Source organism: uncultured Granulicatella sp., assembly GCF_963521425.1.
Lineage (GTDB): Bacteria > Bacillota > Bacilli > Lactobacillales > Aerococcaceae > Granulicatella.
In genome coordinates this window covers 60782-77713 of the sequence record NZ_CAUQUN010000006.1, presented here as the reverse complement: position 1 = coordinate 77713, position 16932 = coordinate 60782, and the positions used below count along the sequence as shown (strand labels likewise).

Below are 16932 nucleotides of genomic sequence, written 5' to 3'. Positions count from 1 at the left end.
GTGTGATAACAGAAAAAGGTGAACCAGAAGTACGACCAGAATTACCAGAAGGTGTTGTAATAGAAAAAGGCGAGCCAGAGGTACTCCAAAGTTTACCAAAGAGTGCTTTAATTAATAAATGGATTTATGATGAGAAACATCAAAAATGGTTCTATTTCCAACAAGATGGACAAGCTGCTAAAAACACATGGAAAGACGACTATTACTTGAAAAAAGATGGTACGATGGCAAAAAATGAATGGATTTATGACCTTCATTATGCTTCATGGTACTACTTAAAACAAGATGGTAAATATGCTAGAAATGAGTGGCTTCATTATAAGAATCAATGGTATTATTTAGATAATACAGGAGCGATGGAAACAGGATGGGTAAAAGTATCTAATCAATGGTATTATTTAGATAATACAGGAGCGATGGAAACAGGATGGGTAAAAGTATCTAATCAATGGTATTATTTAAGTAGTACAGGAGCGATGGAAACAGGATGGGTAAAAGTATCAAACCAATGGTATTATTTAAGTAGTACAGGAGCAATGGAAATAGGATGGATAAAAGTATCTAATCAATGGTATTATTTAAGTAATACAGGAGCAATGGAAACAGGATGGGTTCAAGTGAAGAGTTCTTGGTATTACTTGAATAAATCTGGAGCATTATTAACAAATACAGTGACACCAGATGGTTATAGAGTTAATCGTGATGGTGTTTGGGTTAAATAAAATTAATATGACTTCCTGTAAGTAGAGGAGGACGCAAGCAGCCTCGCAAAAGCGAATCTCATAGCTTAGCTACTGCGGGAAGTCTATGTGTTTGCCTTGTTTAATACTAATACGTATATAAATATGATTTCCCTCAAAGTGGAACAAACTGTGCCACTTTGAGGGAGTTCTTTTTCCACGACATAGAGACATTTTATTAGAATTTTATGTAATTATGAGTAAATAAAGAGAAAAAGATTAAAAAATTTGCTTTATTTTTAATTTATGATAGAATGATTTCGACATAAGGAGATGAGAACTTTATGTGGAATAAGAAATATTTGGAGGAATGAGATGAAGAAAAAGAATTGGTTATATGTAACAACAGCAGCAACAGTATTAGCTTTAGCAGCATGTAGTTCTAATAAAGAAACAACAGCTACTAAAACACCTCTAGGAACACAAACAAAGTTTGCAACAGAATCAGTCAATGATGCAGAAGCTATTAAAGGTGGAACATTAAAATATGCTTTAGTAGCATCTTCTGGTTTTAAAGGTGTATTTATTGATGAATTAGCACAAGATTCATTAGATTCAACAATTAGTTCACAAATTGACGCAAGCATTTTTGAATTTGATGAGAATAGACAGTTAACAAATACTGGTTTAGCAAGTCTTGATTTTGATATTGAAGGTAAAGCAGTCACTGTTACATTAAATTCTAAAGATTATAAATGGTCAGACGGTCAACCTGTAACGATTGATGACTATATCTTCACTTATCAATCAATTGGTCATAAAGATTACACAGGTTCTCGTTATAATAGTAAATATGAAAATGTAGTAGGAATGAAAGAATTCCATGAAGGCAAAGCAGATTCAGTATCAGGATTGGAAAAAATCGATGACTACTCTGTAAAAATCCACTTCAAGGAAATGCGTCCTTCTATGAAATTAGCAGGTGGAGCATTAAGTGCGTATATTATGCCAAAACATATTTTCTCTACTATTCCAGTTGCAGAATGGGATAAGAGTGAATATGTACGTGGAACTAAATTCGTTGGTTTAGGTGCATTTAAGTTAGAATCGATTATTCCTGGCGAATCTGTAACATTAGTTCCTAATGAACATTACTACAAAGGTCGTGCAAAATTAGATAAAGTAGTAATGGAAATTGTATCTCCAGATAATATCGTTTCAGAAATGAAAGCAGGTAAATATGATATCGCTGAGATGCCAAATGCTCAATATGAATCTTATAAAGATTTAACAAATGTGAACTTAGTAAGTACATTTAAATCTTCATTTGAATACGTAGCTTTCCACTTAGGAAAATTTGATAAAGCAAGTGGTAAAAATATTACTGATCCAAATGCGAAAATGAGTGACCCAGTATTACGTCAAGCAATTGCTTATGCATTAGATATGGATACAGTTGGTGAAAGTTTATATCATGGCTTACAACGTGGAACAAATTCGATTATTATTCCATTCTTCAAAGATGTATATAATGCAGAACAAGAAGGATTTAAATATAATCCAGAAAAAGCAAAACAAATGTTAGAAGAAGCTGGATATAAAGATGTTGATGGTGATGGAATTCGTGAAAATAAAGATGGTTCTCCATTAAGTATTACATTTGCAGCACGTACTCGTGATGATGCAAATGAATCATTAATTCAACAATACTTATTATGGTGGAAAGAAATTGGATTAGATGTTCAATTATATACTGGACGTACTATTGAATCGAATAACTTCTATGAAAAAGTTCAAACAGATGATCCAGAAATTGATATGTTTGCAGCTGGTTGGGGAACAGGATTTGACCCAAATCCATCAAACTTATTTGGTGAAACTGCTAAATTTAACTTTGCTCGCTTTGTAAGTGAAAAAGGAAATAGTATTATGAATAACATTAGTTCAACAGAAGCATTTGATGATGCTAAAAATGTTGAATTCTATAAAGAATGGCAACAATACGTTCATGATGAAGCATTTATCTTCCCAACATTAGTAGGGGACTTAGTAACTGCCGTTAATAAACGTGTGAAATATTATGATACAAAGATTGGAACAAGCAATTCAAAATCAGCATTGTATCAAATAGAAGTAGTATCAGATACTCAAGTTAAATAGTAAAATTTTTATGAAGACTTTTCCCATGGATATTCCCATGAGAAAAGTCTTTTTAAGTTAAAAATGAGATAAAATGAAAATAAATTAAAAAAAGATTAAAAAATGCTTGCAAAATCCAAATTTTATGTTAATATAATAACATCTTAATTAAAAAATGAATTTTTAAAGAAGATTTTATTAAGGAGAGATGAAAATGATGAAAAGAAAATGGCTTTGGTTACCAACTGCTGCAGTAGCTTTAACATTAGCAGCTTGCGGTTCAAAAACAACAACAACTAAAACAACAACTGAGGGAGCAGACAAAACAAAATTTGTTTCTGAAGTAACTCATGATGGTGAACCAATTAAAGGTGGAACATTAAAATATGCGATTGTTTCAGCTTCACCCATTAATGGACTATTCATTGATGAATTAGCTTCTGATACAACAGATTCATCTGTAGCAGGAATGATTGACGAATCAATGTTTGAATATGATGATAATCGTAAATTAGTGAACTCAGGATTAGCTTCTATTTCATTTGATGTAGAAGGAAAAACAGCAACTGTTAAATTAAACTCTCAAGACTATAAATGGTCAGATGGAGAAAAATTTACAATCGATGACTATATTTTCACTTATGAAGGAATTGGTCACAAAGACTATACTGGTGTACGTTATGATGGAGATTTCAAAAACATTGAAGGAATGGATGAATACCACAAAGGTAAAGCTTCAAGCATCTCTGGTTTAGAAAAATTAGATGACTACACAGTGAAAATTCACTATAAAGAAATGACACCTTCAATGCAATTAGCAGGTGGTTCAGTAAGTAGTTATGTTATGCCAAAACATGTATTCTCTAAAATTCCTGTAGCTGAATGGGAACAAAGTGATGCAGTTCGTGGTAAATCTAACGTTGGTCTAGGGGCGTATACAATTGAAACAATGGTGCCTGGTGAATCAGTAACATTTGTACCAAACACTAATTATTATAAAGGTCGTTCAAACCTTGATAAAGTTGTAATGGAAGTTGTATCTCCAGATAGCATTGTTTCAGAAATGAAAGCTGGTAAATATGATATTGCAAGTATGCCATCAGCTCAATATGATTCATTTAAAGATTTAACAAATGTAACTTTCGTAAGTTCATTACAATCACAATATGAATATATTGGATTTAAACTTGGTAAATGGGATAAAGAACAAGGTAAAAATATTGTAGATCCAAATGCTAAAATGAGTGATGTAGCTTTACGTCAAGCGATTGCTTATGCGATTGATCCAGATACAGCTGGTAAAAACTTATATAATGGATTACAACATGGAACAAACTCAATTATCATTCCATTCTTCCAAGATATTTATAACAAAGATCAAGAAGGATTTGATTATAACCCAGAAAAAGCTAAGAAATTATTAGATGATGCTGGTTATAAAGATGTAGATGGTGATGGATTACGTGAAAATAAAGATGGTTCTAAACTAAAAATCAACTTTGCTGCTCGTACTCGTGACGATGCAAATGAATCATTAATTCAACAATATCTATTATGGTGGAAAGAAGTTGGATTAGATGTTCAGTTATATACTGGACGTACATTAGAAGTGAACAACTTCTATGATAAAGTTGAAGCAGATGACCCTGAAATTGATATGTTTGCTGCTGGATGGGCAACAGGTTATGATCCAAACCCATCAGGATTATTCGGTGAAGATGCTAAATTCAATATGCAACGTTACACAAGTGCTGAAGGAAATGCTCTAATTGAGAAAATTTCTTCAAATGAAGCATTTGATGATGCTAAAAATATTCAATTCTATAAAGAATGGCAAAAATATGTACACGATCAAGCGTTTATTTTCCCAACACTTACTGGTGAAAGTGTAACTGCTGTTAACAAACGTGTGAAATACTACGATAAAAAAATCGGTTCAAACCACGATGAATCTTCTATGATTAAATTGCAATTAACTGCAAATGAACCTGTAAAATAAGCCCACGTTTTTTCTCGACTCAATGAAAAAGATTGAGTCGAGTTTTTTTGTTAGGGGCGAGCCATGTTAGTTTCTGTTGTAGATTACGACGCTAGCAGCCTCGCTTGTGCGAGTCTCATAGTTTAGTTACAGAATGATATTGTCATGGCTATTTTTGTACAAGCATTTCATATGAGATTTTCATATGAAGAGATGAAGAGTTAATTAGAATTTGGGAAGAATTAATTGTAAGCGCTTGAAACAAAAAGGGAGTGTGCTAAAATAATAGTGATAAAAATAAACCAAAAAGGGTGGAAAATCATGAAAAAACAAAGCAAGGCAATCTTATCCTCACTTGCAGTAGTTGCTGTTTTAGGTGCATGTTCTCCAAAAAACTCTACAGATGGGGCGAATGACTCAAACGCAAAGGATAGAACATTTGCAAAGGAAGTTACTCATGAAGGAACACCAATAAAAGGCGGAACATTAAAATATGCCATCGTAAGTGCATCTCCTTTTAATGGACTTTTTATTGATGAATTAGCTTCAGATTCAACAGATACTGCACTAGCAGGTTATGTTGATGGAACAATGTTTGAACATGACGAAAATCGTAAGCTAGTGAACTCTGGTTTAGCATCACTTGAATTTGATGTTCCGGGAAAAACTGTGAAGGTAACATTGAATTCTAAAGATTATAAATGGTCTGATGGACAACCAGTTACCATTGATGACTATATTTTTACTTATGAAGGAATTGGTTATAAAGATTATACAGGGATTCGTTATGATGCGAATTACAAAAATATCGAAGGAATGGAAGAGTTTCATAATGGTGAATCGTCTAGTATTTCTGGACTAGAAAAAATTGATGATTATTCAGTAAAAATTCATTATAAAGAAATGACACCATCTATGAAGCTAGCAGGTGGACCAATCAGTCCTTATATTATGCCGAAGCATATTTTTTCAACCATTCCTGTAAAAGATTGGGAACAAAGTGATTATGTTCGTGGAACAAAAGTAGTAGGATTAGGTGCATTCACTATCGAATCAATCGTTCCTGGTGAATCAGTAACTTATAAAGCAAATGAATACTATTATAAAGGAAGACCAAAATTAGATAAGGTAGTAGCAGAACTTGTCTCTCCAGATAGTATTGTTTCTGAAATGAAGGCAGGAAAATATGATATTGCTTCAATGCCAAGAGCTCAATTTGATACTTATAAAGATTTAACGAATGTGACTTTATTAGGTAGCGAAGATTCTGCTTATGAATATATTGCATTTCAATTAGGAAAATGGGATGACTCAATTAGTAAAAATGTGATGAATCCAAATGCAAAAATGTCTGACCCAGTTTTACGTCAAGCCATTGCTTATGCATTAGATATCGACCAAGCAGGAAAGAGTTTATACAATGGATTACAACGTGGAACGAATTCTTTAATTATTCCATTCTTTAAAGATGTATATAATAAAGATCAAGAAGGCTTTGCTTATAATCCAGAAAAAGCTAAGAAAATGTTAGATGATGCAGGTTATAAAGATGTAGATGGGGATGGAATCCGTGAAAATAAAGATGGTTCTAAATTAACCATTAATTTTATTGCTCGTACTCGTGATGATGCGAATGAATCCTTAATTCAACAATATTTATTATGGTGGAAAGAAGTTGGATTAAATGTTCAATTAGTGAATGGACGTACAATGGAAGTGAATAGTTTCTATGATAAAGTAGAAGCAAATGATCCAGAAATTGATATGTATACTGCAGGATGGAATACAGGTTTTGACCCAGATCCAACAGGGTTATATGGCGAAGATGCGAAGTTTAACTTTACACGTTTTGTAAGTAAGGAACAAACAGATATCTTTAATAAGATAAATTCTGAAGCTGCATTTGATGATGCTAAAAATATTGAGTTTTATAAAGAGTGGCAAAAATATGTGCATGATCAAGCGTATGTATTCCCAACTTTAATTGGGGATCAAATTACTGCTGTGAATAAACGTGTGAAATATTATAGTACGGATATCGCTTCGAATAATCCAAAAAATGCGATTAATGAAATGGAATTAGTTGCGGATAATCCAGTAAAATAGGATGACTTTTAATAAAGTAGTAAAGGACGTTTCCTTGTGAAGTTAGCCATTTTTGTCTAACTTCACGCTTACTACTTTAAAAGTCCTTTCTATTTTGAGAGTATCTTAAGGTGAAGCATATAAATAATAGGACTTTAATAAAGTAGTAATAGATGCTAGCTACTTTAAAAGTCCTTTTTCTTTTTACAATTATATGAAATAACTATAACTAGAAATAAGAAAAAAAATAATTCAAGAGAAAATAAAATAACGTACACTTTTTAGTTTCAAATTTATTAAGAAAATGAGGAAATTATTAAAAAAATCTATAGAAAAACATAGGAATTTTAAAAGAATCGTGGTAAAATAAGCATACGTTATTTTAAAAAATGGAATTGTCATACAATTTGCATTTTCGTTTAAAAATACGTATAATATCAATAATGTTTAAAAGAAAATTATTGAATTTGAAATAAAGTATGACAGACATACGAAGGTTAAAATGTTAACCATTCGATTCAGACAAAGGAGGACGAAGATTTGGCTATCGATAAACCATTATTAGAAATCAACGATTTACATGTTGGATTTCGTATTAAAGATGATTTTTATGATGCAGTTGATGGTGTTTCATTATCATTGGAGAAAAATGAAATTTTAGCAATTGTAGGGGAATCTGGATGTGGTAAATCTACATTAGCAACAACTATTATGGGTTTACACAATAAATTAAATACTAAAATCACTGGGGACATCATTTATAATGATGTAAACTTAGTGAATTTAAATGAAACTTTATATAATAAAATTCGTGGAAATGACATTGGTATGATTTTCCAAGATCCATTGGCTTCATTAAACCCATTAATGACCATTGGTGCTCAAATTGATGAAGCGTTATTATATCATACAGATTTAGATGAAAAACAACGTACAGAACGTGTATTAGAATTACTTGCACAAGTAGGAATTCCAAATCCACAACGTACATTTAAACAATACCCACATGAATTATCAGGTGGGATGCGTCAACGTGTTGTAATTGCAATTGCATTATCATGTAAACCACCAATTATTATCGCTGACGAACCGACAACTGCGCTTGACGTAACGATTCAAGCACAAATCTTAGATTTATTAAATGAAATTCAAGCAGAAACACAATCAGGAATTATTTTAATTACGCACGACCTTGGGGTAGTTGCGGAAACTGCTGACCGTGTAGCCGTGATGTATGCTGGACAATTCGTAGAGATTGCTCCTGTAGAGGAATTATTTACAAATCCTAAACATCCATATACTCGTTCATTATTACAATCAATTCCTCAAGCTGGTTCAGAAGGACAAGAGTTACACGTAATTGAAGGTACAGTTCCTCCATTACCAAGCTTACCACGTACAGGATGCCGTTTTGCTCCTCGTATTCCATGGATTTCTGCAGAAGAACATGAAGAAAATCCAACATTACACGAAGTTGGTCAAGGCCATTTTGTTCGTTGTACATGTTACAAAAATTTCCATTTTGAAGGGGAGGAAGCATAATGGGTTTTGTTAGAATTGAAGATTTAAAAGTTCACTATCCAATTAGAAGTGGCTTCTTTAACCGAGTAACGGATCATGTTTATGCTGTTGATGGCGTTACATTGGAAATTGAAGAAGGAAAAACTTACGGACTTGTAGGTGAATCAGGTTCTGGTAAATCAACAATCGGTAAAGCAATTATTGGTTTAGAGCCAGTTACAAGCGGTAAAGTATTATATGAAGGACAAGATGTGACCAATAAAGCTCGTCGTCGTACTTCTGATTACAATCGTAATGTACAAATGATTTTCCAAGATTCATTATCAAGTTTTAATCCTAAAAAACGTATTTTAGATATCGTGGCTGAGCCATTACGTAACTTTGACCGTTTATCTCCAGAAGAAGAACGTCGCAAAGTTATTGAATTAATGGAAATCATTGGTTTATCCGAAGAAGCATTATTAAAATACCCTCACCAATTCTCTGGTGGACAACGTCAACGTATTGGGGTAGCTCGTGCATTAGCAAGTAATCCACGATTAATTATTGCCGATGAACCAGTATCTGCTTTGGACTTATCAGTACAAGCGCAAGTATTAAACTACATGAAACGTATTCAAGATGAATTTAACTTAAGTTATTTATTCATCTCTCATGACCTTGGGGTTGTAAAACACATGTGTGATGAATTATTCATCATGTATCGTGGACGTTTCGTTGAAACAGGAAAAGCAAATGATATTTATGCTGATCCTCAACATATTTATACAAAACGTTTATTATCAGCAATTCCAGTTATTGACCCAGTAAACCGTGAAGCGAACAAACAACGTCGTATTGAAGCTGAGAAATTCTATCAAGAAAATCAAACAATGTACTATGACGAAAATGGTCGTGTATTCGATTTACAACAATTGTCAGATTCGCATTTTGTTGCGTTGAATCCGTCAGCAAAGGGAGGTAACTAGACTATGTGGAAAACTATATTACGTCGTGTGCTACTAATGTTGCCACAAATTTTAATTTTAAGTTTATTAGCATTCTTAATTGCTAAGATGATGCCAGGGGATCCATTTACTGGTTTAATTACTCCTGAAACAGACCCAAATACGATTGAAGCTTTACGTGTGAAAGCTGGATTCTATGATCCATGGTATATTCAATATGTTCGTTGGATGGGTAAAGCATTGCAAGGAGACTTTGGACAAAGTTATACTTATAAATATGCTGTTACTAAATTAATTGGTGAACGTATTGGTAATACAGTTTGGTTATCATTATTAACATTAATTTTAACGTATTTAATTGCATTACCTTTAGGGATGATTGCAGGACGTTATCAAAACTCATGGGCAGATAAGTTAATCGTTGTTTATAACTTCATTACTTATTCTATTCCAACATTCGTATTTGCCTTAATCCTATTATGGTTATTTGGTTATACATTAGGTTGGTTCCCAACTCGTGGTTCAGTTGATTCAGGTGTATCACCAGGATCTATTGGTTATTTAATTAATCGATTCCACCACTTATTATTACCCGCATTAACAATGGCGATTTTATCAACAACTGGTACAGTTCAATATTTAAGAACTGGGGTAATTGATGCGAAGAGTCAAGACTATGTTCGTACAGCTCGTGCAAAAGGGGTTCCTGAAAAAGTGGTATTTAACCGTCACATTTTCCGTAACTCAATTTTACCAATCGCTGCCTTCTTAGGATATGAATTCACAGGTTTAATCGGTGGTTCAGTGTTTATTGAAAACATCTTCTCATATCCAGGAATGGGGAACTTATTCGTAAGTTCAATTTCATCTCGTGACTATTCTGTTATCTTAGCGTTGTTATTATTATTTGGTACAGCAACACTATTAGGTACATTATTATCTGATATTATTATGAGTATCGTTGACCCTAGGGTTCGCGTACAATAGAAAAGGAGGAGTAGCAAATGGCGCAAGATAAAAAAGATGTAACAAAAGAAAGCACCGTATCTACCCCACCTACTGGGTTCCAGGTTATTGTGCGAGAATTTTTAAAAGATAAAATTGCTCTTGCAGCATTAATTATCTTAACTTTAATTTTCTTATTTATTTACATTGGTCCGTTCTTCATTAATGAAGCAACTGCTTTGAAAGTAAATATTTTACAACGTTATAAAGCACCAGGTGTGAACGGTTATTTATTAGGTTCCGATGAAGGTGGTCGTGATGTATTCGCGATGTTAGTCATCGGGGCTCGTAACTCTGTAACAATTGGTTTCACTATTACAATTTTAACTTGTATTATCGGGATTATCGTTGGTTTAATTTCTGGATACTATGGTAAATGGGTTGATACTACATTAATGCGTATTGTTGATTTCATCATGATTTTACCAACATTAATGATTATTATCGTATTCGTAACAGTTATTCCAAACTATACATTATTCCACTTTATCTTAATTATGACATTGTTCTACTGGGTTGGTTCAGCTCGTTTATTCAGAACACGTACGTTACAAGAAGCTAGTTTAGATTACGTAAATGCGTCTAAAACTTTAGGATCTAGTGACTTACAAATTATGTTCCGCGAGATTTTACCTAACATTAGTTCATTAATCATTGTTAACTTAATTTTACGTTTAGCAGGAAATATCGGTATTGAAACTGGTTTAACATACTTAGGTTTCGGTTTACCATATACAACTCCTTCTTTAGGAACATTAATTTCTGCAGCTAAAACGCAAGATATTATTGAAAACAAAATGTGGGTATGGTTACCTGCAACAATTTTAATCTTAGTAATGATGTTATGTATCAACTACATTGGACAAGCGTTCCAACGTGCAGCGGATGCTCGTCAACGTCTAGGTTAAGAAACATAAATAGACTTCTCTATATAGTAGTAAAGGACGGCAGCAAACCTTCGGTTTCATGCCTAATCTACTATGAGAAGTCTTTTTCTTTACCTTTTTTATTGTGTAAAATCGTATTTTTTTGTAAAATAGAAGGGTTAATAATTTTAATGGAGGATTTATGAAAGAGAAATTTAAGAAGTATCAACATTTAGTGAAGCCTTATGACATTATTATTGTAATTGCCTTATTTATTTTATCATTTTTACCTAATGCTATTTTTGCAGTACAACAGATGACGACTTCAACTGAAGAAGCAAAGATTTATGCTGTTGTTACGATTAATGGTGAAGAAGTGCAACGATTTGAATTAAAAGAAGATACTCCACGAGAGGAATTTATTTATTTCCCAAGTGATGAGCAATATAATATTATTGAAGTAGATGGGACTAGAATTAGAGATAAGGAAGATAATAGTCCTGATCAAATTGCCGTTAAAACAGGTTGGATTTCAAGAGTGGGACAAACAAGTATTTGTTTGCCTCATGGGTTGATGATTGAGATTGTTTCAACTCAGGATCCGACGGAAGAAACGGATACTATCATTCCCCTGTAACGAGTGCGAATTAGACTTCCCTGTATAGTAGTATAGGACGCCAGTAGCCCCTATGGGTCTCTTGGCTAAATTTTGAGCCTCGGTCTCAAAATTTCCTAGTAACAGTAGCCACAAGTGTGGCTGCTGTTACGCATACTACTATGGGAAGTCTATTCTGTTTTAACAGATATTTATGAGGGTGCGTATAAGAATTAGACTTCTTGTTATTGCAGTATAGGACGCAAGTAGCCTCGCAAAAGCGAGTTTCCTAGTTACAGTAGCCAATAGGCTACTGTTAAGATTGCTCCTTTGGGAAGTCTTTTTTATTATTTAATAAATTGTAAAAAATTGCTCTATTATTTGTCACTAAATTTCATTCGTGATAGGATAGATTTACACCTTATGTATACATAAGGTGTATCATATCGAAATAAATAGAAATGAGAGAAATTTTATGAATGAAAATCAACCATTAGAACCTCAAAGAATTCCTTCTCGTCATGATAAAATGGAGAAAGAAATTAGTTCAACAGAAAAATGGTATAAAAAAATATGGAATCATCCTTGGTTTAAAAATTTTAGAGAATTTTGGAATAAATACCATTTAACAAAATTATTTTTGACTTTATTCTTAACATTTACAGCATTCTTTTTAGCCTATTTAGTTTACGGAGCAAAAACTGCAGACGTGAGTGGATTAAGAGCAGGTATGATTCAAGAAACTGTAATATACGATGAAGATGGTCAAGAAGCTGGAGCGTTAAATATTTCAAAGGCAGAGTATGTACCTTTGAACGAAATTTCAACTTATATGAAAGATGCAGTTTTATCGACAGAAGATAAACGTTTCTATAATCATAAGGGATTTGATTTAGTTGGGATTTTACGTGCATTTGCAGGAGTTATTATTCATCGAGGGAATATTGTAGGTGGAGGAAGTACATTAACTCAGCAATTAGCAAAAAATACATTTTTAACGCTAGATCAAACTTTATTGAGAAAAGCAAAAGAATTATTTTTAAGTTTGGAAATCGAAAAACATTATACCAAAGATCAAATTTTTGAAATGTATTTGAATAATGCTTATTTTGGAAATGGAGCTTATGGAATTGAAAATGCAGCAAGGCGTTATTTTGGAAAAAGTGCTGCTAATTTGTCATTAAGTGAATCTGCTATTTTAGCAGGGGCTTTAAAAGCACCAAGTTATTATAATCCGATTGACAATTATGATGCTACAGTGAATCGACGGGCAACGGTTTTAAAACTAATGGTGAATAACGGAAAAATTAGTGAACAAGATGCCAATATAGCGAGTGAGTCTGAAATTTCACTAGTTGACAATTATGTAGCTAATTCCAGATATCGTTATCCTTATTACTTCGATGCAGTCATTAATGAAATCACTCAAAATTATGGGATTAAGGAAGAGGACTTATTTAATAAAGGGTATAGAATTTATACTGGTCTAAATCAGAAATTACAGGCAGATATGGAAGAAACATTTGGTAATACACAATTATATCCCTCATATAATGATGGAACAAAAGCCCAAGCTGCCTCTATCGCAATGGAACCTCAAACGGGAAATGTGTTAGCAGTAGTTGGAGGAAGAATCGATGGTACTGGTAAACATACTTTTAGAGGGTTTAACCGAGCTACACAAATGAAAGTACAACCAGGCTCAACGTTTAAACCTTTAGCTGTTTATACTCTTGCATTGGAAGAAGGATATGAACCTAATTCAACATTAATAGATGAAAAACGTTCGTATGGTCCTGAAAAATATACTCCAGAAAACTGGAACCATCAAAATAAAGGTACGGTAACAATGACTGAGGCTCTAAGTTTAAGTTGGAATGCTCCTGCTGTTTGGTTATTGGATCAATTAGGATTGAAAAAAGGAATTGAAAAAGTTCATCAATTTGGAATTTCAACAGTTTCAGAAGATGAATATTTAGGTATTGCTTTAGGAGGATTAACAAAAGGGGTTTCACCAATGGAAATGGCTTCTGCTTATACTACGTTTGCTAATAAAGGAGTCCGTGCAAAAGGAAGATTTGTTACAAAAATCGTAGATGCCACTGGTGCGGTTATTGTTGATAATACAATCCCTCAAACCAATAAGGTGACGAGTGAAACAGTTGCTAATAAAATGACAAGTATGTTATTAACCGTGTATGCGCCTGGTGGTGGTGGAGCGAATGCTGTACCTGCAGGTTATACAATTGCTGGTAAAACAGGTACAACTGAAACTGTTAATGGAGAAGATGGAGCTAGAGATCAATGGATGATAGGATACACTCCAGATATGGTTGTTGCAACTTGGATGGGATATGATGATTCTGCAAAATATTCGTTAGCTGTATCAAGTAATCAGGGTGTAGGGCCTTTATTCCAACTAGAAATGTATGGTTTATTAAGGACATCATCCAAAAAAACTCCGTTTGGAGTAGAACCTGCTAATACAAATCAAAAGAATAATTCACCAGTTAATATGGATAAATGGATTCAAAAAGCAGAAGAAAAAGGAAAGCAATTGTGGTTTAAAGTTCAAGAATGGACAGATCAATTGTGGAAAAAGGTTGGACAATAGTTTTATAAACAAATCGTCAACAAAAATTAGATTTTTATCTAATTTTTGTTGACTTTTTTTATTGCAAGTAGTAAACTTCTTATTAAGTTAGATGAATTTCTATTTTTTGTTAGAAAGTGAGGTTAGAATTTTATGAATATCATATTAAATAATGCGAATTTTAGAAAGTTATGGTTTAGTAGTACATTTGCTGGAGCAGCCAGTAATATTATTCAATATGCTTTGTCACTCTATGTGTTAGATAAGACGGGTTCTGCAACAGCTTTTGCTAGTATTTTATCGATTATTATTTTCCCACGTTTGTTATTTTCTCCAATAGCGGGAGTGTGGGGAGATCGAGTGGATAGACAAAAAGGATTAGTTTATACAACATTAATGACGGTTATTACTTTAGTAATATTTGGAGTGGGTACTTATTTAGCAAGTAATTTATCTTTAGTTGCTATTTATGTTTTGGTCATTATTTTAGAATTAGTAGAAGTTTTTCAATCAGGTCCAATGATGAGTGTTTTGCCAGCAATTGTTGAAGAAAGTCAATTAGCTCTAGCGAATACTTGGATGCAAGTAGATAATGGAATTGTAAATATTATTACACCATTTGTAGCAGCATTTATTTATTCGACTTTTGCCATTACAGGTTCATTATTTATTTCAGGTAGTATTTTATTTTTAACAATGATTGGTTATGCGTTCATGAAAATTCCTGAGCGTAAAGTTCAAAAACAAATGGATGATTCATCTGTTGTGAATAGTTTTTGGACAGATTTCAAAGAAGGTATTCAAATAGCATTTGAAATTCCGAATTTAATCATTGTCGTATTGCTAGCGTTATTTATAAATTTTTTAATGTCACCTATTTTTGGAATTGTAATTACTTACTTTATAAGGGTAACATTACAATTTACCAATGAAGAATTTAGTATGTTTCAATCGTTTGTAGCGGTAGTAAGTATGATTTCTCCACTAATTGCGTATCGATTAATCAAAGAGAGTAAAGAACCTGTTCATCTATTATTGAAATATACAGGTGGATTTATTGTTGGATTATTCGTGGTAATGTGTGGAACAATGGCTCGAGATATTTTTTCATTAAATCAATGGATGTCGATAGCTGGTATCCTTGTTGGATTTATTGTAGTTTCTATTTTAGCGACATACATTAATATTCAATTGTCAACCTTAGGTGCTAAAATGGTTCCAGAACAATTCTTAGGAAGAATTGGGACAACAATGGGGATGTTAGCTACGATTTCTGTTCCAATTGGACAATTAGTTTTTGGAATCATTTTAGATAATTTTAATGCAACAGTGTGTTTAGCTGTTTCTATTGTGGGATTAGTGGTATTCTTAATAGTAGCGAATCGAATGTATCAAGATTCTAGTAAGGAGGCGCAAAATGCAATTTAAACAAGAGCAAATGGAGTTTGTCAATCAGCTGTTGTATCCAATTTTAATGTTGAAAAAGGAAAGAGAAGAAGAACGTCCATCTTCACCTTTAGAAGAGCAATTAGAAGGTATTGTGGAAGAAATGAGACAGATGAGTATTCCTTTAGAAATGTATAAGGATGACATTTTGTATTTCTATAAAGATGATATTTTACGACTGTTTTTTATTAATTTAAAAACGTTACTTGATTATCAATCTTTTGAGGAATACGCTGAATTTTTACAATCAATGGATGAAGGAGTCATTAAACAGCAATTAATGACTAATATTGTAAAACAAGATGAAGAAGAGGCAGCAGTTGAAAATAAAGTGGAGGAATTATTAGGAAATCAATTCGCATTTTTAGATTTCTTAAAAAATCTACCGATTGATGATACTTCACGTTGGAATAATTTTACGATTATGTCGCATCCCAAAAAATTTGTCGAAGATTTTATTGTCTTACATGAAACAATTAAACCGATTTTTAAAAAAGTTTATGCAGAATATTTACCGATTTTAGAGAAATCATATGTGGAATTTGAAGCTGCTATTCATGAGCATCCAAAGATTTTATCAGAGGCTTTTACAGGTACAAAGGAAATAGAGGAAATTGATTGGACTTCAGATAAAATTTCAGTCGTTCCAACTTTATTATTATCTGACTTCTATTTTGAAGATTCTGAAATTTTATTATTAGGAGCAAAATCATTAGAAGTCATTCAACATGTGATTCAAACAAGATTGGATAAACAACAAGAACGAATTAATGTTTTCAAGAATTTAGGAGATAAAACAAGATATCAAATTTTTTGCGAAATCGCTAAAGGAACAAAGAGTGTTAAAAAAATTGCGGAACAATTAGGGATTACATCTGCTACTGTTTCATATCATATTAATGAATTACTCTTATCTAATTTAGTGGTTCAAGGGTGGAATAAGAAGGAGTGTACGCAGGCAATTCATACGGCTTTAATTACAGAAGTGATGAATGGATTAATGGAAGATAGTTTAATGATGAATACTGTAGAGAATGAAGAATAATATGCTATAATAGCAATACAAAAGAATGCATG

The 16932-nt window shown here is 32.8% G+C and carries 11 protein-coding genes and 1 pseudogene; all 12 read left to right on the top strand.

Annotation, left to right across the window (positions count from 1 at the left end):
* Positions 1-722 (top strand): annotated as a pseudogene (locus RWO76_RS02965) (hypothetical protein); the annotation flags it as partial.
* A 333-nt stretch (positions 723-1055) separates the two neighbouring features.
* Positions 1056-2840, top strand: coding sequence for an oligopeptide ABC transporter substrate-binding protein (locus RWO76_RS02960; protein ID WP_314354190.1), 1785 nt, complete (start codon positions 1056-1058; stop codon positions 2838-2840).
* A gap of 193 nt (positions 2841-3033) precedes the next feature.
* Positions 3034-4818: an oligopeptide ABC transporter substrate-binding protein gene (locus RWO76_RS02955; RefSeq protein ID WP_314354189.1), complete on the top strand. Its 1785-nt coding sequence runs from the start codon at positions 3034-3036 to the stop codon at positions 4816-4818.
* A 300-nt stretch (positions 4819-5118) separates the two neighbouring features.
* Complete coding sequence (locus RWO76_RS02950) at positions 5119-6903, top strand: oligopeptide ABC transporter substrate-binding protein (RefSeq protein WP_314354187.1); 1785 nt, start codon at positions 5119-5121, stop codon at positions 6901-6903.
* A 519-nt stretch (positions 6904-7422) separates the two neighbouring features.
* Complete coding sequence (locus RWO76_RS02945; RefSeq protein WP_314354185.1) at positions 7423-8424, top strand: ABC transporter ATP-binding protein; 1002 nt, start codon at positions 7423-7425, stop codon at positions 8422-8424.
* Positions 8424-9371, top strand: coding sequence for an ATP-binding cassette domain-containing protein (locus RWO76_RS02940; RefSeq protein WP_314354184.1), 948 nt, complete (start codon positions 8424-8426; stop codon positions 9369-9371). The genes RWO76_RS02945 and RWO76_RS02940 overlap by 1 nt, the downstream gene beginning before the upstream one ends.
* Positions 9372-9374: 3 nt before the next feature.
* Complete coding sequence (opp4B, locus tag RWO76_RS02935; RefSeq protein ID WP_314354182.1) at positions 9375-10337, top strand: oligopeptide ABC transporter permease; 963 nt, start codon at positions 9375-9377, stop codon at positions 10335-10337.
* Between the two features lie 17 nt (positions 10338-10354).
* Complete coding sequence (locus tag RWO76_RS02930) at positions 10355-11263, top strand: ABC transporter permease (protein WP_006702282.1); 909 nt, start codon at positions 10355-10357, stop codon at positions 11261-11263.
* Between the two features lie 160 nt (positions 11264-11423).
* Positions 11424-11858, top strand: coding sequence for a NusG domain II-containing protein (locus tag RWO76_RS02925; protein ID WP_314354181.1), 435 nt, complete (start codon positions 11424-11426; stop codon positions 11856-11858).
* A 433-nt stretch (positions 11859-12291) separates the two neighbouring features.
* Positions 12292-14430, top strand: a complete 2139-nt coding sequence (locus tag RWO76_RS02920) for a PBP1A family penicillin-binding protein (RefSeq protein WP_314354180.1) — start codon at positions 12292-12294, stop codon at positions 14428-14430.
* A 132-nt stretch (positions 14431-14562) separates the two neighbouring features.
* Positions 14563-15837, top strand: a complete 1275-nt coding sequence (locus RWO76_RS02915) for an MFS transporter (RefSeq protein WP_314354179.1) — start codon at positions 14563-14565, stop codon at positions 15835-15837.
* The gene (locus tag RWO76_RS02910) at positions 15827-16900 is read left to right on the top strand and encodes a winged helix-turn-helix domain-containing protein (RefSeq protein WP_314354178.1); all 1074 of its coding nucleotides are present in this window, start codon (positions 15827-15829) and stop codon (positions 16898-16900) included. The genes RWO76_RS02915 and RWO76_RS02910 overlap by 11 nt, the downstream gene beginning before the upstream one ends.
* The last annotated feature ends 32 nt before the right edge of the window (positions 16901-16932 follow it).

Bases quoted from the DNA above. Each gene is read 5' to 3' on its own strand.
- RWO76_RS02960 (WP_314354190.1), top strand. From the start codon at position 1,056: ATGAAGAAAAAGAATTGGTTATATGTAACAACAGCAGCAACAGTATTA.
- RWO76_RS02955 (WP_314354189.1), top strand. From the start codon at position 3,034: ATGATGAAAAGAAAATGGCTTTGGTTACCAACTGCTGCAGTAGCTTTA.
- RWO76_RS02950 (WP_314354187.1), top strand. From the start codon at position 5,119: ATGAAAAAACAAAGCAAGGCAATCTTATCCTCACTTGCAGTAGTTGCT.
- RWO76_RS02940 (WP_314354184.1), top strand. From the start codon at position 8,424: ATGGGTTTTGTTAGAATTGAAGATTTAAAAGTTCACTATCCAATTAGA.
- opp4B (WP_314354182.1), top strand. From the start codon at position 9,375: ATGTGGAAAACTATATTACGTCGTGTGCTACTAATGTTGCCACAAATT.
- RWO76_RS02930 (WP_006702282.1), top strand. From the start codon at position 10,355: ATGGCGCAAGATAAAAAAGATGTAACAAAAGAAAGCACCGTATCTACC.
- RWO76_RS02925 (WP_314354181.1), top strand. From the start codon at position 11,424: ATGAAAGAGAAATTTAAGAAGTATCAACATTTAGTGAAGCCTTATGAC.
- RWO76_RS02920 (WP_314354180.1), top strand. From the start codon at position 12,292: ATGAATGAAAATCAACCATTAGAACCTCAAAGAATTCCTTCTCGTCAT.
- RWO76_RS02915 (WP_314354179.1), top strand. From the start codon at position 14,563: ATGAATATCATATTAAATAATGCGAATTTTAGAAAGTTATGGTTTAGT.
- RWO76_RS02910 (WP_314354178.1), top strand. From the start codon at position 15,827: ATGCAATTTAAACAAGAGCAAATGGAGTTTGTCAATCAGCTGTTGTAT.